Raw genomic sequence first — 20898 nt, 5'->3', positions numbered from 1 at the left:
TTTCAGTATTTTGTGAATGTTCAAAATCGGGTTCTCCGTCAGACCGAAAAGCGAGGCGATTTCGGCCGCCACGCCGCGGTTCCGCGCATCCGGCACGGCGCGTCTTCACGATCGCCTCGCTTTTCGGTCGGGCAGCAGGATCGCCTCGCTTTCGGGGTGCGAGGGGGACGGAGAGGACAGAGCGGGAGCCGGGCCTCGTACGCTGGGCGGGTGCCCCGCTCCGTCGACCGCGAGATCCTGCGCCTGGCGTTGCCCGCACTCGGCGCGCTCATCGCGGAGCCCCTCTTCCTGCTGGCCGACGCCGCCATGGTCGGCCACCTGGGCGCGGTTCCGCTCGCCGCTCTCGGCATCGCGAGCACCGCCCTGCAGACGATCATCGGGCTCATGGTCTTCCTCGCCTACGCCACCACGCCCGCGGTCGCCCGGCGGCTCGGAGCCGGCGACCCTCGAGGAGCTGTCGAGGTGGGCATCGACGGCCTCTGGATCGCGCTCGGGCTCGGCATCGCGCTGGCCCTGCTGGGCTGGTTCTCGGCCCCGGCCCTGGCTGCCGCCTTCGGTGCGGCTCCCGAGGTGACGGATGCCGCCTCCCTCTACCTGCGCCTCTCCATGCTCGGGTTGCCGGCGATGCTTCTCGTGTTCGCCGCCGCAGGCCTGTTGCGCGGCCTGCAGGACACCCGCACGCCGCTCGTGGTCGCCGTGGTCGGATTCGTCCTGAACGCCGGGCTGAACTTCGCCCTCATCTACCTTGCGGGACTCGGTATCGCCGGGTCCGCGATCGGAACCGTGATCGCCCAATGGCTCATGGTGCTCGCCTATCTCGGCGTCATCGCCCGCCATGCCGCGCGGGCGGGAGCCCGCATCCGACCGCATCACGCGGGCGTGATGGGCGGGCTCGCGTCGGGCGGCTGGCTGCTGCTGCGCACGGCGAGCCTGCGCGCGGCCATCGTGATCGCCGTGCTCGTGGCGACCGGCCTCGGAACCGCGGAGCTCGCGGGCTTCCAGATCGTGATGACCCTCTACTCGACCCTCGCCTTCGCCCTGGACGCGCTCGCGATCGCCGCACAGGCTCTCGTCGGCCGCGGCCTCGGCTCCGGCGACGTGGGCTTCGTGCGGGCGGTGCTCTCCCGCTGCCTGGCGTGGGGAGTCGGAGGCGGCGCGGTACTCGGCGTGCTCACGATCGCGCTCGCGTGGGTGCTTCCCGCGGTCTTCACCGGTTCCGCCGCGGTGACGGCGGTGCTTCCACCGGCCATCGTGTTGCTCGGCCTCTCCGTGCCGCTCGCCGGATACGTCTTCGTGCTCGACGGCGTGCTCATCGGCGCCGGAGATGCGCGCTACCTGGCACTCACCGGGCTGCTCAACCTTGCCGCGTTCGTTCCGCTCGCGATCGCCGTCGCCGCCTGCGCGCCGGCGGGTGCGGCTGGACTGGCATGGCTGAGCGCGGCCTTCGCGCTCGGCTATCTCGCGGCTCGCGCTCTCACGCTCGGCCTGAGGGCACGCGGCGAGCGCTGGATCGTCGTCGGCGCCACCCGCTGATCGACCGCTCATCCACCGCTCATCGACGCCTCATACGGGCCGCTCCAGAGCGCACCCACGCGCCACGCCTCAGCGTGCCAGCCACTCCAGGGCTGCCGCCCGCAGTGCCTGCACCCCGATGGAGAGGGTCGGCTCGATGACGGGCGCGAACGCATCCGAGTGGTTCGAGGGGATGTCCTCGTCGAGGCGGCCGGCGGCCTCCGCCGCGTGGTACTGATCGGGGTCAACGCAGCCGAGCAGCCAGTAGACCAGCGGCGCTCCGACGGCCGCGGCGAGAATGCCGACGTCCTCGCTCCCCATGAGCACTCCTGGATCGATCACGCGGTCGGAGGCGACCACGCCGCGCAGCGCCCGCACCACGCGGGCCGACGCGTCCGCGTCGTTCACGGTCACCGGATAGGTCTCGGCCGTGCGGAACTCGGGCTCGCGGGTCGCTCCGGAGGCATCCGACTCGGCCCGGATGATGCGCCGCACGGCCGCGGCCATCCGGTCGCGAACGACCGGGCTGAAGCTGCGCAGCGAGAGACCCAGCCGGGCCTCACCGGGGATGATGTTGTTCTTGGTGCCGGCATGCAGGCTGCCCACGGTGACCACCGCGGTGTCGAGCGGGGCCACCTCCCTGGCGACCACCCCCTGCAGCCGCATCACCACCGCCGCCGCCATGAGTACCGGGTCGATCGTCTTCTGCGGCCGCGACCCGTGCCCGCCGCGGCCGAACAGGGTCACGTGCAGGGTGTCGACGGCAGCCATGAAGGCGCCCGGATGCACGCCGAGCGTTCCGGCGGGCAGCGGGTTCAGGTGCTGGCCGAGCACAACATCGGGCCGGTGGATGCGGTCGAACAGGCCGTCGGCGATCATCGCCTGCGCGCCGCCCTCGCGTTCCTCTGCCGGCTGGAAGACGGCGACGAGCGTGCCGCTCCACTCGGACTGCTCGCGCGCGAGCTGCTCGACGGCTCCCACCAGGCAGGTCGTGTGCATGTCGTGGCCGCAGGCGTGCATCACGGGAACGTCGAGGCCGTCGGGATCGACGCCGCGCGCCTGCGAGGCGTACGGCAGGCCGGTGTTCTCGAGCACGGGCAGCGCATCCATGTCGGCCCGCAGCAGAACGCACGGCCCCTCGCCGTTGACCAGCACGGCCACGACGCCCGTGCCCGCGATGCCGGTCTGCACCTCGAGCCCGGCATCCCGCATCCGCTCGGCGACGATCGCCGCCGTGCGGTGCTCGGCGAACGAGAGCTCGGGGTTGGCGTGAAGGTCGCGGTACAGCTCGTCGAGCATCATCCCCTCATCCTGCCCAGACTCTGCGCCGCTTTGAACCATTTCGTCGGGATTGAGCCGCCAGGGGCGGATCAGCGGCGGCGAGATGGTTCAGCGGCGAGGGGGCGGAGGGCTCAGCGCGCGGCAGGCGGCGGCCCGGTCGTATCGCCGCGGTGGAAGGTGCTCGTGAACGTGACCGATTCCGGATGCTCGCCCGCGAGCATGCGCACGACGGCGTCGCCCGCCGCCTTGCCCTTGGCCTGCGAGGGCTGGCTGAGCGTGGTCAGGTCGTAGTCCAGGCCCTCGACCGTGATGCCGTCGAACCCGACCACACTCACGTCGTCGGGGACGCGCAGGCCGAGCTCCTCGGCGGCGCGGATGACGCCGGCCGCGAGCAGGTCGCTCTGCGCGATCACGGCCGTCGGGCGCGAGGCGGGGTCGGCGAGCAGTGCCCGCCCGGCGATGATGCCTTCATCGACGTAACTGCCGGCCGCGACCACCCCGGGGGCATCCGGGTACACGTCGCGCGCTCCGAGCAGCCGCTCTGTCGCCGTCGAGACGGTGGATGCCGCGGCCCGCGCGGGCGTGAGGGCACCGCGTGCACGGGAGGGGTCGAGGGGCAGGGTCACGATGGCCACCCGCTCGTGGCCGAGGTCGCGCAGGTGCTGGGCGCCGAGCCGGGTCGCCTCACGGTTGTCGAGGGCCACCTCGGGCACGTCCTGTCCGGCGTCTCCCTCGATGACGACGGCCGGGATGCCGCGACGGGCCAGCATCGCGACCGCCTCTTCCAGCCGCGGGCTGCAGCCGAACAGCACCACGGCATCCAGCGGAGCCGTCTCGAGGCTCACGGGCGTGTCGGCGCCGCTGACGCCCGTGAGCAGCAGCAGTCCCGCCTCGATCTCGCCGATGGCCTCGGCGACGCCGTCGAGCATGGCGATGTTCACGGGATCGCGAAAGGCCTCGCTCACCCGGTCGTCGATGACCACCCCGACGATGCCGCTGCGCCCGCGGCGAAGGGAGCGGGCTCGCGGATCGGGCCCGCCGTAGTTGAGTTCGCGCGCAGCGGCGAGCACCCGCTCACGCGTGGCGTCGGAGACCGGTCCCGTGCCACTGAAGGCGAGGGATGCGGTGGACGCCGACACGCCCGCCCGAGCCGCGACATCCGCCAGCGTCGGTCGTGAAACGGTGTCGCCGTGCATCCGATTCCTCCTCGATGCCTGCCGCGCCGGCTTGACCGCCGACGGGTTCGGCACTACTTTAGTCGAATCGATTCGATCGAATCGATTCGAGATCGTAAAAGCAGGACAATGTCACAGATGACCGCATCCCCCGCCCAGCGCAGCCGCCGTGAACTCGTGGCCTGGCGCAATGCCGTGTTCGCGGTCTTCTTTCTCAGCGGTCTCTCGCTCGCGAGCTGGGTCGCTCGCATTCCCGCGGTGCGCGACGACACCCACCTCACCCTCGACGCCATCGGCATCGTCATCTTCGGCATGTCGGTCGGCTCCATCGTCGGCCTCGTCGTGGCCCCGTGGATCCTGGCGCGCTTCGGCGCCCGCCGCGGAATGGTGATCGCACTGTACGTGGTGTGCGTCGGGCTCGTGGTGATCGGGCTCGGCAGCACCGTGTTCGCCCTCCCCGTCATGCTCTTCCTCGGGATGGCGCTGTTCGGGTTCGGCAACGGGTCGGTCGACGTCATGATGAACGTCGAGGGCGCTCTCGCCGAGCGGGCCAACGGCAAGACCCTGATGCCGCTGATGCATGCGTTCTTCAGCTTCGGTACGCTCGGCGGTGCGGGGCTCGGGGCGCTCGCGTCGTGGGCCGGCATCCCGGTGGTCTGGCACTTCGTGGCCATCGCGGTCATCATCGCCATCGCCATCGTCGTCTCCGTGCGCTACGTTCCCGTCGACGCCGAGGCGGAGGACGACGCGCCGGCCGCACCGAAGGTGCCGTGGCGGGAACGACTGCGCGAGAACCTCTCGGCGTGGGGCGACGTGCGACTGCTCTTCATCGGCGTCATCATGCTCGGGATGTCGTTCGCCGAGGGTGGCGCAAACGACTGGATCACCCTCGCGGTGGTCGACGGCCACGGCGGTGCGAACACGTTCGGGGCGGTGGTCTTCGGCGTCTTCACGGCGGCCATGACCGCGTCGCGCGTGCTCGGCGGCCCCGTGCTCGACCGGTTCGGCCGGGTTCCGGTACTGCGCGCCTGCGCCGCGATCGGAGTGGTCGGCCTGCTGCTGTTCATCTTCGGCACCGCCCCGTGGATGTACATCCTCGGCACCGTGCTCTGGGCCCTCGGCTGCTCGCTCGGGTTCCCCGTCGGCATGTCGGCAGCCGCCGACGACCCCAAGCGCGCTGCGGCCCGGGTGAGCGCGGTGGCGATCATCGGTTACTGCGCCTTCCTCGTGGGGCCGCCCCTGCTCGGGTTCGTCGGCCAGCACTACGGCATCCTCAACGCGCTGCTCGTCATCCTCGGCCTCATGGTGCTCGCCGGCCTGGCCGCACCCGCCGCCCGCGAGCAGAGCGGACGGCTCGCCAAGCCCGCGAAGCCCGCCAAGCCCGCCAAAGTCTGAGCCGACGGCCGGGGGTTCGCTCGCCGTCCCTCCCCCGGTGACCGCCGCACCCGCCGCGTCTCTCGCTCGACCTAGAATCGTCGAATGCGCCTGGTCATTGCGAACTGCTCCGTCGACTACGCCGGCCGGCTCTCCGCACACCTGCCGCTGGCCACCCGCCTGCTCATGCTCAAGGCCGACGGCAGCCTGCTCGTGCACTCCGACGGCGGCAGCTACAAGCCGCTCAACTGGATGAGCCCGCCGTGCACTCTCACGGTCGGTGAGCCGACCGATGAGCAGCGCGCCATCGGGGTCACGCAGGTCTGGACGGTCGCGCAGGCCAAGACGAACGACCTGCTCATCGTCTCGATCCACGAGGTGCTCCACGATTCGGCGCACGAGCTCGGCGTCGACCCCGGCCTGCAGAAGGACGGCGTCGAGGCCCACCTGCAGAAGCTGCTCGCAGAGCAGATCCACCTGCTCGGCGACGGGCACCGCCTCGTGCGGCGCGAGTACATGACCGCGATCGGCCCTGTCGACATCCTCGCGACGGATGCCGAGGGCCGCTCGGTCGCGATCGAACTGAAGCGCCGCGGCGACATCGACGGCGTCGAGCAGCTCACCCGCTACCTCGAACTCATGAACCGCGACCCGCACCTTGCTCCCGTCGCCGGCGTCTTCGCCGCGCAGGAGATCAAGCCGCAGGCGCGCACCCTGGCGGAGGACCGCGGCATCCGTTGCGTCGTTCTGGACTACGACGCCATGCGCGGGCTCGACGACGCCCTCGACCGCCTCTTCTGACGGCGAGCCCCCTTCGCCTCTCCCCTCCCTCCCGTCTTCGCCTCTGAACCATTTCGTCGCCGTTGATCCGCCAGAAACGGATCAACGCCGAGCAGATGGTTCAGAGGCAGAATTGGAGGGCGAGAATTTCTCAAAGTCACTTACTTGTCAGTAAGTGTTCTCGCTAGCATGGGGCATGCCCCGCCGGGGCAGATCGCAGGCACCACCTCCGCCAGTTTCTGTTCAAGGGAGAACACCGCTGTGAAACGAGAACGCGCACTGCTCGGAGCGGCGGCCGCAATCGCGGCCGTCGTCGCGAGCTCGATCGTGCTGACCGTACCGGCGAGCGCCGATGCGGCCTCGCCCGATTTCGGACCCAACGTCACGGTCTTCGATCCGTCATGGTCGACCGACGACATCAACGCCGCCTTCCTGGCCGCCTCGCACGAGAGCGAGTTCAGCCTGAACCGGCACGCCTTCTTCTTCAAGCCGGGCAGCTACGGCAGCGCGGCCGGGCAGAACGACCCCGCCAACGCGACCGACATCGTCAACGGCCAGATCGGTTACTACACGAGCGTCGCCGGTCTCGGTGCGACGCCCGACGACGTCACGATCAACGGCGCCATCCATTCGGAGGGCCGCGCTCCCGCCGACCGCTGCCCGTGGGACGGCGGCGAGGGCGACACCGCACTGACCAACTTCTGGCGCTCCCTCAGCAACATCGCCATCAACCCCATCCAGCGCCCGGTCGCCGACGACACCGGCATCCCGGGAGCCTGCTACCCGCCGGCGCTCTTCCCCGAGGGCGGTGCCGACCCGCACCAGCTGCGCTGGGCGGTCTCACAGGCCGCTCCCCTGCGCCGCGTGCACGTCGAGGGCAACCTGTCGATCTTCCCGCACTTCGGCGGCTACTCCAGCGGCGGCTACCTCTCCGACAGCAAGGTCGACGGAACCCTGCAGGCCGGCTCCCAGCAGCAGTGGTACACCCGGGACTCCAGCATCGGCGGCTTCGACGGCGGTGCCTGGAACATGGTGTTCTCCGGAACGCAGGGCGCTCCCGCGCAGAACTTCGCGCAGCCGCTGCCCAACGGTGGCACCGGCATCGTGACGGCTCTTCCGACGACCTCGCTGAGCCGTCCGGCTCCGTACCTCTACCTCGACGGCGACGCCTACAAGGTCTTCGTGCCGAAGGCCCGCACCGCTTCGAGCGGCCCCGACTGGTCGACGGATGCGGCCCACGGCGACTCCATCGGCATCGGCGACTTCTACATCGCCCACGAGGGCGACTCGGCGGCGACCATCAACGCGGCGCTCGCGAGCGGCAAGAACCTGCTGCTGACGCCCGGCGTGTACCACCTCGCCGACTCCCTCAAGGTGAACCGGGCCGACACCGTCGTGCTCGGCATCGGCCTGGCCAGCCTCACGCCCGACAACGGCACGGCGGCCATCGAGGTCGGTGACGTCTCCGGCGTCAAGATCGCGGGCATCACCGTCGACGCGGGAGTGACGAACTCCTCCGTGCTCGTCAAGGTCGGGCCGACGAACGCCGCGCACAGCGTCGCGGCCGATCCGACGACGCTCTCCGACGTCTTCATCCGCGTCGGCGGACCGTGGGCGGGCAACGCCACCACGAGCATCGAGGTGAACAGCGACAACGTGCTGCTCGATCACATCTGGGCCTGGCGCGCCGATCACGGCCTCGACGGCAGCGGAACGTGGACCGGAAGCCGTGGCGACCACGGACTCGTGGTGAACGGCGACGACGTCACGGCGACGGGACTGTTCGTGGAGCACTACCAGAAGAACCAGGTGCTCTGGAACGGAAACGGCGGCTCCACGACGTTCTACCAGAGCGAGATCCCCTACGAGGTGCCCGACCAGGGATCGTGGACGGACGGCGGCCGCAACGGCTACGCCTCGTACCGCGTCGCCGATACGGTCACCAGCCACCACGCAGTGGGTCTCGGCATCTACTCCTACTTCAACCAGGGAGTGCCCGTGCTGCTGGAAAGCGCCATCCAAGCGCCGAAGTCGAAGAATGTGACGTTCGCCTCGATGACCACGGTCTTCCTGAGCGGCTCGGGCGGAATCTCGCACGTGATCAATGACGCCGGCGCTCCGGTCATCGGCTCGTACGCCACCAGTCAGCTGGCCAGCTACCCGCCGGCCGACGTGCAGGCGCCCACGGTGAGCATCGCTCCGAGCCCGGAGTCGCCCGACGGCGCGAACGGCTGGTATCGCACACCCGTCACGCTGACGGTCGTCGGCAGCGACGACTTCACCCCCGGACCGCATTTCGAGGCGAGCGTCGATGGCGGCGCCTGGAAACCCGTCACCGGACCGATCACGCTGAAAGACGGCAGCCACACGGTGAAGGCGCGCGCCATCGATGACTCGGGCAACGTGTCCGAGACCATCACGTGGGGCGGCAAGGTCGACACCGTCGCACCCAAGGTGAAGGCGGGCGGCTCCGGCGGCACGCTCACCCTCACGGGAACGGATGCCGGATCCGGCGTTCGCACCATCCAGTACGCCCTCGTGCGCGACCTCCTCACCAATCCGAACGCCTGGTCGACGTACACCGGACCGGTCACTCTGCAGCGCGGTCTGCGGGTCGTCGTGTTCCGGGCGACCGACGAGGCGGGCAACGTCTCGAGGCTGGACGGGACCATCAGGATCGTGCTTCACTGATACTCCGAAGAGGGGGTGAGAGCGCTCTCACGCCTTACCCCCTCTTCGAGAGGCATCCACGATCCGTACAGAAATCCTCACTTAGGATGGCCCGGTGATGAGCACCTCCACAGCAACCTCCGCAGTAGCCTCGACGACCACCCGCACCTGGACGGCCGTTCTGTTCGACCTCGATGGCACGATCATCGACTCCGCCCCCAGCATCACGGATGCCCTCGAGCGCACCTTCGTCGCGCTCGGGCTGCCCGTTCCCTCCCCCGCCGACCTGCTCGGCTACGTCGGCCCGCCGATGCTCGAGAGCTTCGCCGTTCGCGCCGGTCTCTCCGAGTCCGATGCCCGCGACGCACTCGCCGTCTACCGCGGCTTCTACAGCGGCGAGGCCCTGCGCACCGCGGTCTTCCCCGGCATGGCTGGCCTGATCGAGCGACTGCACCGCGCCGGCATCCCGCTGGCCCTCGCCACGAGCAAGCCCGAGAGCGTGGCCACCCGCCTGCTCGAGCACTTCGGCCTCGCGCAGTACTTCACGACCATCACCGGCGCCTCAGAAGACGAGGTGCGCAGCGCCAAGGCCGATGTGGTCGGCGAGGCCCTGCGACGCCTGCAGGATGCGGGCGTCGACATCTCGCGCTCGGTCATGGTGGGCGATCGTCACTACGACGCCCTCGGTGCCGCGGCACACGGCGTTCCCACGATCCTGGTCGAGTGGGGCTACGGCTCGCCGGCCGAGGCGCGCGACGCGATCGGCTCCGTGCACTCCACGGACCAGCTCTGCAAGAAGCTGCTCTCCTGAGCGCCCGCGCCGAGAACCTCACGGGACCCATCGCCCAACACGGCGAGGGACCGGTCTACTCGCCCACCTGGGGCGGCCTGCGCATCGTCGACCTCAGTGCGGGTGAACTGGTCACCCTCACCGACGAGGGCGTGCGACGCCTCTCGGTGGGCAGCCCCATCGCCGGGTTCGTGCGCCCCCGGGTCGGCGGCGGATACATCGTCGCGACCGAGCGCGGCATCGCCCTGAGCACCGACCCGCACGGCGAGCCCACCGAGCGTCGCGAGCTCTGGAGCGACGCATCCGTGCGAATGAACGACGGGGGCACCGACCCCTTCGGCCGTCTCTACGCGGGTTCGATGTCGTACACCGAGCAGCCCGGCGCGGGGCGCCTCTACCGCATCGACACCGACCTCTCGGTGACCGAGGTGCTTTCGAGTGCGACCATCTCCAACGGCATCGCCTTCTCGCCCGACGGATCGCTCTGCTACTACGTCGACACCACGACGCAGCGCGTCGACGTGTTCGACCACGTCGACGGCGAACTCACCAACCGACGCCCCTTCGTGAGCATCCCCGACGAGCACGGCTCGCCCGACGGCCTCACGGTCGCAGCCGACGGCAGCGTCTGGGTCGCGTTCTGGATGGGACGGGCAGTGCGCGCCTATTCACCCAGCGGCGAGCCCGTCGACGTGATCGACGTGGACGCCGACCGGGTGACGGCCTGCACGTTCGGGGGCGAGGATCTCGGCACGCTCTACATCACGACCTCGCGGCAGGGTCTCTCCGAGGGGGAGGACCCGGCGGCGGGATCGGTCTTCGTCGCCCAGCCCGGGGTGCGCGGCCTTCCGGTCGTGCCCTTCGCGGGCTGAACACCGAGCGCTCGGCCGGCTGACACCTCAACTCGGAACCGATGCACCGCATCCGTTCCGAGCTCCCCCTAGTTGAGGTGCAGCCGACCTCAGGCGTAGCGCTCATACGCCCGGTCGGAGGGTGGCACAGACCACCGCAGTCCGAAGACTCGACCTATCTGTGAGCATAGTTCGAGACCGCGCGGATGCAAACCAATCGCCCCGTTTTGTCACCGCGCTGCGCGACACCTGCGGCGCTGTGTCGAGCCCTCGAGGCCCGTTACGCTGAAGCTATGGCCGTGCCCCAGCAGCAGCGTGCGCGTGAGACCCGGCAACGGTTGATCGAGGGGTCCGCCCGCGTGTTCGCACGACTGGGCTACACGGCGACCGCGCTCAGCGACATCCACGCCGAGACGGCCATCTCGAAGGGTGCACTGTACTTCCACTTCCGGTCGAAGGAGGAGGTCGCCCGCGCCGTGCTGGCCGAAGAGCAACGCATCGCACAGGCATCCGCCGAGCGGGTGATCGCGGCGGCGCCGAGCTCGCTCGCGGCGGCGATGGCACTGTGCGCCGACTTCGGCCGGCTGGTCTCCTCCGATGACGTCGTGCGGGCCGGCGTGCGGTTGACCAATGAGGCCGACCGCTTCGACCCTCCCCTCGCCTCGCCGTTCGAGGACTGGATACCGGCGATCGCGGCTCTCCTCTCGGCGGCCGTCGCGGAGGGCGACGTGCGCGCCGAGGTCGACACCGACGCCTTGGCTCGCTTCGTCATCCCCGCGTTCACCGGCGTGCAACTCGTCTCGGCCGTGCTCACCGGGTACGACGACCTTCCGGAGCGTCTGCGCGAGATGTGGCTGCTGCTGCTTCCCGGCATCGCCGTTCCAGAGCAGATGGAACGCATCCGTTCCGTGCTCGACGACACACTGCCGGGCAGCTGGCCGGAGTCTACGAAGCGCCCGGCGTGACCTTGACCGTGAAGGTGACCGAATCGCCGCTCTCGGAATTGTTCATCGTCACCTCGGTCTGGCCCTGCGTCTTCGGCTCGAAGCCCGGGTTGAACTGCGCGCTGCCGTCATCGCGTCCCTTGGTGAAGGTGACGATGTCCGGATCCGAGATGTCGGCATCCCAGGTCGTGTAGGTCTGATCATCGCCGGTGATCACGAGCGTCTGGTCGAGCGGAAGCTCGACGGTGGTGCCGTTCACCTCCGAGATGTCGGCCATCACGGGCGGAAGCGCGCTCGAGTCGGAGCTGGACGGTGAACTGCACGCGGTCGCAGTGAGAGCCGCCACGGTGATCGCGACGACGCTCACTGCTCGGCGCATTCGCACTCTCATCATGCCCACCCCTCCTCGAGCACCCGACTCATGCGGCTGTACTGCGGCGCGGACCGCGCGATCGGTCCCTCAGCGATGCGCGCGACCGAGTTCACGTCAGCAAGAAGGTACCCCGGTGCATCCGCCGCAGCAACCGGTCGACGCGAGGGCGCTTCCCGCGCTACTCGGCCGGTGCGTACCGCTGCAGGAAGACGAGCGCCTCGTCCGCCACTTCCCGCCACCCGCTGTCGATGGTCAGCGAGTGCCCACGGCCGGGAACGGTGAGCTCCTCGGTGACGCCGGGGTTCTTCGACTGGATCTTGTAGCTGGCGTTCGTGATGACCGGCGGAACGGTGTTATCGCTCTCGCCCCCGATGATGAGCAGCGGCCCGCGCTCGGGGTTCTTCGAGTCCACGGCGGTCTGGCCGCCGAAGGGATTGAAGTTGGCGAAGGCGGCCTCGAAGAGCGGGGCGCCCGCGGCCGGCACGTGGTACTGCTCGTAGAGCGCCTTGCCCTCTTCCTCGCTGAGCGCGTTCACCCAGCCGAACTGGAACTGCTCCCAGGTCAGCGAGACGCCCTTGCCCGCGTTGGCAGGGTTGGTCAGCACCGGCGCGGCCGACTTCAGGGCGGAGACGGGCAGCGGCAGCACTCCCTTGAAGGGCGCGTTGTCGATGGAGACCGTTGCGCGGGCGACGCCCTCGCCGGCGATCTTCTGCGCGATGAGGCCTCCGAAGGAGTGCCCGATCACGATGGGCGCCTCGGTGAGCTGCGCGATGGCGGCGAGGTAGTGATCGGTCACCTGCTGCACCATCTTCTTGGCGAATGCCTCCGGATGCTCGCGGGCCTCGGCGACGGTCGCCGGGTCGTCAGGCCATCCCGGAGCAAGCGTCGTGTAGCCATTGTCCTCGAAGAAGTCCCGCCACGGCTGCCAACTGCTCGAGAGCAGCCAGAGGCCGTGCACGAACACGACGGGGATGCGGCCGGAGGCGTTGGCGCGATCGATCTCCGCCACCTCCCAGTCGGCGAGGGTGGCGGCGGGGGTCTCGCTCATACGGATGCTCCTTCTTCACGGCATACCTGACGGATGCTCTCGTTCGTGACGGTAGCGGAACGAGAGAGCGCTTTCTAGAGCCAATCCGGGTGGGCATGACCCTGCTGGGGTCAGGTCCGTCGTGCCGCTGCTGGGACTGCTCGCTGAGCCTGTCGAAGCGTGGCGAGTCCGAACGCGCTCCCTTCGCAGGTACCGCTCGCTGAGCCTGTCGAAGCGTGGTGACGACCCAGCGCAACGCGCGTCCCTTCGACAATCTCAGGGAACGGGCGGTCGCCTCCGCAAATGCTGCTCGCTGAGCCTGTCGAAGCGTGGTGAGGCCGAACGCGCGCTCCCTTCGCAAGCACCGCTCGCTGAGCCTGTCGAAGCGTGGTGACGACCCAGCGAAACGCGCGTCCCTTCGACAAGCTCAGGGAACGGACGTGGTGACGAACCAGCGGAACTCGCGCTCCCTTCGACAAGCTCAGGGAACGGGTGGTCGCCTTCGCAGGTACCGCTCGCTGAGCCTGTCGAAGCGCGGTGACGACCCAGCGCAACTCACGCTCCCTCGACAAGCTCAGGGAACAAGTGGTCGCCTTCGCGCGTGCTGCTTGCTGAGCCTGCCGAAGCGTGGTGACGAACCAGCAGAACTCACGGTCCCTTCGACACGCTCAGGGAACGGTGGTCGCCTTCGCAAGTACCGCTCGCTGAGCCTGTCGAAGCGTGGTGACGACCCAGCGGAACGCGCGTCCCTTCGACAAGCTCAGGGAACGGGTGGTTGCCTTCGCAAGTGCCGCTCGCTGAGCCTGTCGAAGCGTTGTGACGACCCAGCAGGACGCACGTCCCTTCGACACGCTCCGGGAACGCGGTGCGGAGGGCAGCCTCAGGGGGCCGGGTGTTCCGGCAGCGCGTTCGCGATGATCGCCCGGATGCGCTCCGCCGGCACCTTCGGAACGCGGTCCGCCGTCACGAGCCCGTTCGTCTCCTGCAGCGTGTCGGCGAGCTGCGTGTAGCAGAACCCCGCGAGCACGGCGCTGGCGTGCACGGCGCCGAACAAGAGCGCGAGCCGGTCGGCGAAGTCCTCGGGAGTCGTGACGACCGAGTACCCCCAGCTGTCGCGCTCGTCGCCATCGACATCGAACGAGATGCCGCCGAACTCGGTGAGCATCACGGGCGCCTCCGACACGTCGCCGCTGAGCACGAGTACCCGGCCGGCTGGTCCGATGCCAGCCAGCATCCGCTCGATCGCGGCTCGGTCGGCGTACCGCTCCCGCACGACGGATGCCGCAGCCTCGTAGTCGTGGATGGCGACGATGTCGGTGTCGACCTGCTCCCATCCGTCGTTCGAGACCACGGGTCGGGTGGGGTCCAGCGCCTTGGTGAGTTCCACGAGCGACCGGGCGTAGTGCCGCATCCGCGGGTCGTGCGCGATGTGCTGCACGCCCCAGCTCTCGTTGAGCGGCACCCAGGTGACGATGGAGGGGTGCGAGAAGTCGCGGTGCACGACCTCGAGCCACTCGCGAACGAATCGGCCCACCGAGGTGGGCGTGAACGTGAAGCTGGCCGGAGACTCACCCCACACGAGCAGGCCGAGCCGGTCGGCCCAGAACAGGAACCGCGGGTCCTCGAACTTCTGGTGCACTCGAGTGGCGTTGAAGCCGAGGTCCTTGATGAGTTGCGCCTCGGCCCGGAGCGCCTCCGCCGAAGGGGCGGCGAGGTGCGACTGGGGCCAGTAGCCCTGGCCGAGCACGGACCGCACGTAGTAGGGCCGGTCGTTGAGCATGAAGCGTCCGCGCGTGACCGCGGCGGAACGCAGCCCGACATACGAGGCGGCGACATCCGTCGCGCCTCCCGCAACGAGCCGGATCTGCGCATCGAGCAGCCGGGGGTGCTCGGGCGACCACAGCAGCTCCTCGTAGGCCTGGCCATTGGTCTGCCGCTGCAGTGGAACCACGAGCTCGACTTCACGCGTCGAGACGGCGACCTCGATGGCCCCGAGCGTGGCGCCCCGGAACCCAAGTTCGAGGGCGAGCCGGGAGCCCGTCGGCGCCGTCGAGGTCAAGCCGACGTGCGCCCGCACGGTGGCCGCGGCGGGGTCGGCGCTCCAGTGCACCCATTCGACGGCGACACCGGGAACCGCCTCCAACCAGACCGGCTGCCAGATTCCCGTCGTGCGGTGATACCAGATGACGTGCGGCTGCTCCCGCCAGTCCTGCTTTCCGCGGGGCTGGGTGACGTCGATCGGATCGTCCTCGGCACGCACGACGATGCTGTGCCGCTCGTCCGAGGCCAGCGCATCCGTGACGTCGAAGGCGAAGGGCGTATGGCCGCCCTCGTGGGCACCGACGTGCACACCGTCGACCCAGACGTCGCACCGATAGTCGACCGCGCCGAATCGCAGCATGAGCCGGGTGCCGTGCGCGTAGCCGCTCGCCTCCAGTTCGGACGGGCTCACCTCGCGGTGGTACCAGACGACCGGGTGGAAGGCGGTGTCGCCGATGCCGGACGCCGGCGACTCCGGCGGGAACGGCACGGTGATCTCGCGATCGAAAGCCGGCTGCGCGAACCAGCGCTGCGCCAGCCCGACGTTCTCGTCATCGAAGGCGAACCCCCACGGCCCGGAGAGGTCACTCCAGTGCTCACGCACCAGTTGCGGGCGCGGGTAGCGCCCGTCCTGCTCGCTCGCAGGCGGCAGAGGCACGTGGTCGTCACTGATCATGGCGACAAGCATGCCTCAAATCTGCAGCGCTGTAAAACAGCGTTTCAGGATGCGGCAGCCGCTGGCGCGCTCTCGCGCAGCACGAGCTCGTAGCCCACGAGCTCGTGCCTGCCGAGGCCGTCGAAGCCGGCGATGCGCTCGAGCAGCAGGGCGAGCGCACGCTCGGCGAGCGCCTCGAGGTCCGGTGCGATGCTCGAGAGGCTGGGAAAGGTCACGGCGGTGAGGTGGATGTTGTCCCATCCCGTGACGGCGACGTCGTTCGGAACATTCAGGCCGCGCTCCTGGAGCGCGCGCAGCGCTCCGATCGCGGCGAGGTCGTCGCGGCAGACGAGGCCGTCGAACCGGAGGCCGGCATCCCAGGCGGCGCCCACGGCGGCGAGGGCGCCTGCCGCCGAGATCGACTCGCTCGCGATGAGCAGAGCGGGATCCGCGCGCAGTCCTGCCTGCTCGAGCGCCTGCTGGTAGCCGATGATGCGCTGGTTCGACGTCGCGGAGAGCCCGGCGGCTTCGTGCCCTGCGAACGCGATACGGCGCCGGCCGAGTCGGATCAGGTGACGGGCGGCATCCGTCGCCGCGGCGACGTTGTCGATCATCACCCGGTCCATGCTGAGCGGGGCCGCGCCCTCTCCGAGCGTGACGATGGGAACGTCGCCGCGATGGCGGGCGATCTCCGTCGACGACATCACGCTCGGCTGGAAGAGCACGCCGTCGACGAGACCTGCCTCGGAACTGGCAACGACGGCCCTCTCGCCCTCGAGGGTCGCATCGGTCTCCTCGAGCAGCACTCGATAGCCCAGCTCCTGAGCCTTGGCCGAGACCACCCGGGCGAGTTCGGCGAAGTACGGGATCGAGACGTTCGCGAACGCGAGTGCGATCAGGCCGGTCTTCCCCGTCGCCAGGCGCCGTCCCATCATGTTCGGCCGGTAGCCGAGCTCGTCGATCGCGCGCTGCACGCGCTCGCGCATCTTGACGCTGACGTGCGGATAGTCGTGCACGACGTTGGAGACGGTCTTCATCGATACGCCCGCCAGCTCCGCGACGTCTTGCAGACGCACTCCCCGCATGTCTCCTCCGCGACGACTCTACTGTGAGGCGCGTTCCTCGGCGCGCAACACCCTTGACACCCTACTTTCAGCGCTGTAAATTCGCACTCCACTGACCGGTGTCCTGCTCCGGTCTGCCCGGTGCCGGTTCTTCCGGCGCCCGACTCAAAGGAGAGCAATCACATGAAGAAGGCATCCGTGCGTCGTGCACTCGGCGCCGGCCTCGCGCTCGCCGTCGGCCTGGCGCTGACCGGCTGCGGCAACTCGGGCGGTGGCGGCTCGGCGGCCGTCGCCGGCGGAGACTACAAGGGACCCAAGGTCACCGTGACGTTCTGGAACGGCTGGACGGGCGGCGCCGCCCCCGTGCTCGTTCCCAAGCTCATCAAGAAGTTCAACTCCGAGCACGACAACATCGTGGTCAAGGACGTTCCGCTCGAGTGGGCCGACGTCATCGCCAAGATGCCGCTCGCGATCAAGGCGGGCAAGGGGCCGGATGTCGCGGTGCTGCACGGCGACGACCTCGCCACGTTCGCCGCCCAGAACCTGCTTCTGAAGAGCGACGACATCGTCAAGAGCCTCGACTACTCGGCAGACGACTTCCCGAAGGGCGTCTTCGACAAGGGCAATTACAAGGATGCCCAGTACGCCGTACCGTGGAGCGTCACGCCGCTGGGCCTCTACGTGAACAAGGACGTGCTGGCCAAGGGCGGCGTCACCGACGTTCCGACCGACGCAGCCTCCTACACCGCGGCCCTCAATGCGCTGAAGGCCGCCGGCGTTCAGGGTGAATGGGTCGACAGCTACGTCTTCACCGGAACCTTCGAACTCGAGTCGCTCATCTGGCAGTACGGCGGCGAGCTCTACAACGACGACGTCACCGAGGCCACGTTCAACTCGGAGGCCGGCGTGAAGGCGCTCACCTGGATGGTCGATATGGTGAACAAGGGCTACAGCCCCGCCAACGTCGCCCAGGACGCCAACATCAACGCGCTCATCTCGGGCGACACCGCGTTCAACTGGAACGGGGTCTGGCAGACCACCAACTCCGCCTTCGGCCCCCTGAACTGGCAGGCCGCCCCCGTTCCGCAGATCGGCGACGAGAAGGCTGTCTGGTCGAGCTCGACCCACTGGGTGTTCCCGTCGAACAAGGGCCAGGACAAGAACGAGACCGCCGCAGCGGCCACCTTCGTCAAGTGGATGAACGACAACTCGGCCGGCTGGGCCGAGACGGGCGAGCTTCCCGCTGACAACACGGTGCGCGAAGACCCGAGCCTGCTGCAGAAGTACCCGAACCTGCAGCCGTTCATGGATGAGCTCGAATACGCCCACTACGAGACGGTATCCCCCGGTATCGCGGAGGCGAACGCGACCATCACCACCGCGCTCTCGCAGGCGCTCACGGGCAAGAAGTCGCCGAAGGAGGCTCTCGACGACGCCAAGGCCAAGGCCGACAAGCTCCTCGAGCAGAACCAGAGCAAGTACGGTGGCTGATACGGTCGCAGCCCCCGTGACCCCCCGGCGCGCGAGCGCCGGGGGGCTCGGTGCCCCTCTCACCGACAAGCGCTCGCCGCGCCGGCGCCGCCAGACGCTTGTCGCCTACCTGTTCCTGGCGCCGTTCCTCATCCTGTTCTGCGTGTTCGTGGTGGCACCGGCCATCTTCGGACTGTGGATGAGCCTGACCGACTGGAGCCCGTTCCGCGACGTGCAGCACTTCGTCGGAGTGCAGAACTACGTCGACCTCTTCACCCCCGGCTCGACCACCTCCGGCGACTTCTGGCAGTCGATGATCGCGACGGGCATCTTCACGCTCGGCAGTGTGCCGCTGCTCATCATCGTGCCCCTGTTCATCGGCGTACTGCTCAACCAGAAGATCCGGGCGGGAAGCCTGTTCCGCACCATCTTCTTCGCGCCCTACGTTCTCGGCGTCGGCGTCATCGGCGTGATCTGGGTCTACCTGCTCGACACCCAGGCGGGCGTGGTCAACCACCTGCTCGGCCTGATCGGGCTGCCCGACGACATCCCGTGGACGGTCGACGTTCCGTGGGCGTGGGTCACGCTCGTGGGCGTGACGGTGTGGTGGACGATGGGCCTGAACACCATCATCATCCTGGCTGGCCTCAAGGGAATCAACAACGACCTCTACGAGGCCGCGTCCCTCGACGGCGCCGGCGTGTGGCGCAAGTTCATCAGCGTGACCCTTCCCGGGCTGCGACCGGTCATGACCTTCGTCACGACGACCACCATCCTCGCGTCGGCCAACATGTTCGGGCAGTCCTACCTCATCACCCAGGGACACCCGGGAAACGTCACCCGCTCGGCGATCATGTACATCGCCGACCAGGGCCTCTCGCAGAACAACATGGCCCCCGCGGCCGCGATGAGCTACGTGCTCTTCGCCTTCCTCTCCATCATCAGCATCATCAACTTCCGCTTGCAGCGCGAGCGCGTCGAGAAGGGCGTCTCATGACGACGACAGCCGCCCCGGCCACACCGGTACGCCCGAGCAGCACTCCCACCTCGCCCGCCAAACGTCGGGCGTCGGGCCGGTCGATCACGGCGAAGACCCTGCTCTACGTCGTTCTCATCGCCATCGCGCTCATCATCATCCTGCCCCTGGTCTGGATTCTCATCACGTCGTTCAAGACCGACGCGGATGCGGTGCGCAACCCCTACTCGCCGGTGCCGAACCCGTTCTCGTTCGACGCCTACGTGACACTCTCGAGCGGACAGCAGCCCATCTTCCTGTGGCTGTGGAACAGCTTCGCGGCCGCCGCCGTGCAGAGCATCCTCATCCTCGTCACGGCATCGATGGGGGCGTACGCCCTCGCCCGGCTCGACTTCGCCGGCAAGAAGTTCGTCTTCGGGGCCATCGTCGCGACCCTGCTCGTACCGCCGGTGGTCTTCCTCATCCCGAACTACCTCATCGTGCAGAACCTCGGCTGGCTCGACACCATCTGGGCCATCACCATTCCCGGGGCGGCGGGGGCGTTCGGCATCTTCTTCCTGCGGCAGTTCTTCGTGGGGCTGCCCGTGGAGATCGAGGAGGCCGCCCGCATCGACGGCGCCGGTGAACTGCGCATCTTCCTGCAGGTGGTGCTGCCACTGGCCCGGCCGGCGCTGGCCACGCTCGCCGTGCTGTCGTTCCTGAACAACTGGAACGACTTCCTCTGGCCGGTCTACGTGCTGCTCTCGCCCGAGAACCTCACGCTGCAGCCCGGCCTCTCCCAACTGCAGGGCGCGTACTCCACGCACTTCGCGATCGTGATGGCGGGGGCGGTGATCGCCTCGGTGCCGGTGCTCGTCCTCTTCGGATTCGCGCAGCGGCAGATCGTCGAATCCGTTGCGGGCTCCGCGGTGAAGGGCTGAGCGCGTGTGTCTGCTGCGCACGCCGACAAGAGGCATCGTCGGCGCGGTCGCGGTCACCGCGCTCCTGGCGCTCTCCGGGTGCTCGGGCGCCGGGTCGACGTCGCAGACGCCAGCCTCGACCTTCGTGATCGATGCGTCCTTCGCTGACCCGGACCTCATCTCGACGAGCGACGGCTACGTGGCCTACGCGACGAACTCGCCCTCGATCAATGTGCAACTGGCGACATCGACCGACCTCGAGCACTGGGACCTCTCGGACCAGGACGCTTTGCCGACCCTGCCGTCGTGGGCCGTCGCGGGCCGCACGTGGGCGCCCGACGTCTCAGAACTCCCGAACGGGGGCTTCGTGATGTTCGTGGTCGCCGAAGACCGGGCGTCGCAGAAGCAGTGCATCGGCACGGCGACGAGCCCGACGGCAGCCGGTCCTTTCACGCCGGTGGGGGATGCGCCGCTGCTGTGCCCGCTGGACCAGGGTGGTGCGATCGACCCGAGCACCTTCGTCGACGATGACGGCACGGCGTACCTGCTGTGGAAGAACGACGGCAACTGCTGCAACCTCGACACCTGGATCGAGATCGCTCCGCTCGCCGCGGATCGGCTCTCGCTCGCCGGAGCCTCGACCAGGTTGTTCACACAGACCGAGCAGTGGGAGGGCAATCTCGTCGAGGCGCCGACGATGCTCAAGCACGGCGACCGGTACATCGTGCTGTACTCGGCCAACGACTACGCGACGGATGCCTACGCCATCGGCGTCGCCTCGGCACCCGCCTTATCAGGCCCGTACGAGAAGCAGCCCGGGCCGTTGCTGTCGACGGAGTCGAGCGACGGCCGCTACTACGGTCCCGGTGGCCAGGAGGTGCTGCACACCGACGATGGCGACCGCCTCTTCTTCCACTCGTGGGACGAGAACGTCATCTACCGGGGCATGAACGCCGTCGCGCTGACCTGGAAGGACGATCTGCCGGTCGTGAAGCTGCCCTGACGATGGTCGGGCGA

Annotated in this window: 17 protein-coding genes; 11 read left to right on the top strand and 6 right to left on the bottom strand. The window is 68.8% G+C overall.

Annotation, left to right across the window (positions count from 1 at the left end):
- The first annotated feature begins 210 nt into the window (after positions 1 to 210).
- Positions 211 to 1533, top strand: a complete 1323-nt coding sequence (locus WDJ51_RS10895; RefSeq protein WP_337852485.1) for an MATE family efflux transporter — start codon at positions 211 to 213, stop codon at positions 1531 to 1533.
- A 69-nt stretch (positions 1534 to 1602) separates the two neighbouring features.
- Here WDJ51_RS10895 and WDJ51_RS10890 read toward each other — a convergent pair whose 3' ends face one another.
- On the bottom strand, positions 1603 to 2814 hold the full coding sequence (locus tag WDJ51_RS10890; RefSeq protein WP_337852484.1) for an amidohydrolase: 1212 nt from the start codon (positions 2812 to 2814) through the stop codon (positions 1603 to 1605).
- 110 nt (positions 2815 to 2924) lie between these two features.
- Positions 2925 to 3989, bottom strand: a complete 1065-nt coding sequence (locus WDJ51_RS10885; protein WP_337852483.1) for a LacI family DNA-binding transcriptional regulator — start codon at positions 3987 to 3989, stop codon at positions 2925 to 2927.
- A gap of 117 nt (positions 3990 to 4106) precedes the next feature.
- Between WDJ51_RS10885 and WDJ51_RS10880 the strand changes: the two genes are divergently transcribed.
- From WDJ51_RS10880 to WDJ51_RS10855, 6 genes are all read left to right on the top strand, one after another.
- Positions 4107 to 5363, top strand: coding sequence for an MFS transporter (locus WDJ51_RS10880; protein ID WP_337852482.1), 1257 nt, complete (start codon positions 4107 to 4109; stop codon positions 5361 to 5363).
- Between the two features lie 84 nt (positions 5364 to 5447).
- Positions 5448 to 6143, top strand: a complete 696-nt coding sequence (gene nucS, locus WDJ51_RS10875; protein ID WP_337852481.1) for an endonuclease NucS — start codon at positions 5448 to 5450, stop codon at positions 6141 to 6143.
- A gap of 240 nt (positions 6144 to 6383) precedes the next feature.
- The gene (locus tag WDJ51_RS10870; protein ID WP_337852480.1) at positions 6384 to 8813 is read left to right on the top strand and encodes an OmpL47-type beta-barrel domain-containing protein; all 2430 of its coding nucleotides are present in this window, start codon (positions 6384 to 6386) and stop codon (positions 8811 to 8813) included.
- A 97-nt stretch (positions 8814 to 8910) separates the two neighbouring features.
- A complete protein-coding gene (locus WDJ51_RS10865; RefSeq protein ID WP_337852479.1) occupies positions 8911 to 9603 on the top strand; it encodes an HAD hydrolase-like protein in 693 nt (230 codons plus the stop codon).
- Positions 9516 to 10454 carry an SMP-30/gluconolactonase/LRE family protein gene (locus WDJ51_RS10860; RefSeq protein WP_337852478.1) on the top strand — a complete coding sequence of 313 codons (939 nt, stop codon included), beginning with the start codon at positions 9516 to 9518 and terminating at the stop codon, positions 10452 to 10454. Before WDJ51_RS10865 ends, WDJ51_RS10860 begins: the two co-directional genes overlap by 88 nt.
- Before the next feature lie 272 nt (positions 10455 to 10726).
- The gene (locus tag WDJ51_RS10855) at positions 10727 to 11398 is read left to right on the top strand and encodes a ScbR family autoregulator-binding transcription factor (RefSeq protein WP_337852477.1); all 672 of its coding nucleotides are present in this window, start codon (positions 10727 to 10729) and stop codon (positions 11396 to 11398) included.
- Here the strand turns inward: WDJ51_RS10855 and WDJ51_RS10850 are convergent.
- The 4 genes from WDJ51_RS10850 to WDJ51_RS10835 form a co-directional block, all read right to left on the bottom strand.
- Positions 11379 to 11771 (bottom strand): hypothetical protein, encoded by a 393-nt coding sequence (locus WDJ51_RS10850; RefSeq protein ID WP_337852476.1) that lies wholly within the window; start codon positions 11769 to 11771, stop codon positions 11379 to 11381. The genes WDJ51_RS10855 and WDJ51_RS10850 overlap by 20 nt on opposite strands.
- A gap of 157 nt (positions 11772 to 11928) precedes the next feature.
- A complete protein-coding gene (locus tag WDJ51_RS10845; RefSeq protein ID WP_337852475.1) occupies positions 11929 to 12798 on the bottom strand; it encodes an alpha/beta hydrolase in 870 nt (289 codons plus the stop codon).
- A gap of 859 nt (positions 12799 to 13657) precedes the next feature.
- Positions 13658 to 15493: a glycoside hydrolase family 2 protein gene (locus WDJ51_RS10840; RefSeq protein WP_337852474.1), complete on the bottom strand. Its 1836-nt coding sequence runs from the start codon at positions 15491 to 15493 to the stop codon at positions 13658 to 13660.
- 44 nt (positions 15494 to 15537) lie between these two features.
- Positions 15538 to 16557, bottom strand: a complete 1020-nt coding sequence (locus WDJ51_RS10835) for a LacI family DNA-binding transcriptional regulator (RefSeq protein ID WP_337852473.1) — start codon at positions 16555 to 16557, stop codon at positions 15538 to 15540.
- A gap of 162 nt (positions 16558 to 16719) precedes the next feature.
- On the opposite strand from WDJ51_RS10835, the gene WDJ51_RS10830 reads away from it, so the two are divergent.
- The 4 genes from WDJ51_RS10830 to WDJ51_RS10815 are packed head-to-tail and all read left to right on the top strand — an operon-like array spanning position 16720 to position 20884.
- The gene (locus WDJ51_RS10830; RefSeq protein WP_337852472.1) at positions 16720 to 18027 is read left to right on the top strand and encodes an ABC transporter substrate-binding protein; all 1308 of its coding nucleotides are present in this window, start codon (positions 16720 to 16722) and stop codon (positions 18025 to 18027) included.
- Complete coding sequence (locus WDJ51_RS10825; protein WP_443218485.1) at positions 18020 to 19003, top strand: carbohydrate ABC transporter permease; 984 nt, start codon at positions 18020 to 18022, stop codon at positions 19001 to 19003. Before WDJ51_RS10830 ends, WDJ51_RS10825 begins: the two co-directional genes overlap by 8 nt.
- Complete coding sequence (locus tag WDJ51_RS10820; protein WP_337852470.1) at positions 19000 to 19902, top strand: carbohydrate ABC transporter permease; 903 nt, start codon at positions 19000 to 19002, stop codon at positions 19900 to 19902. The genes WDJ51_RS10825 and WDJ51_RS10820 overlap by 4 nt, the downstream gene beginning before the upstream one ends.
- 4 nt (positions 19903 to 19906) lie before the next feature.
- On the top strand, positions 19907 to 20884 hold the full coding sequence (locus WDJ51_RS10815) for a glycoside hydrolase family 43 protein (protein WP_337852469.1): 978 nt from the start codon (positions 19907 to 19909) through the stop codon (positions 20882 to 20884).
- Positions 20885 to 20898: the final 14 nt, after the last annotated feature.

It is taken from the genome of Rathayibacter sp. YIM 133350 (assembly GCF_037404875.1).
GTDB lineage: Bacteria > Actinomycetota > Actinomycetes > Actinomycetales > Microbacteriaceae > Orlajensenia.
This window is presented reverse-complemented; position numbering and strand designations above follow the sequence as displayed.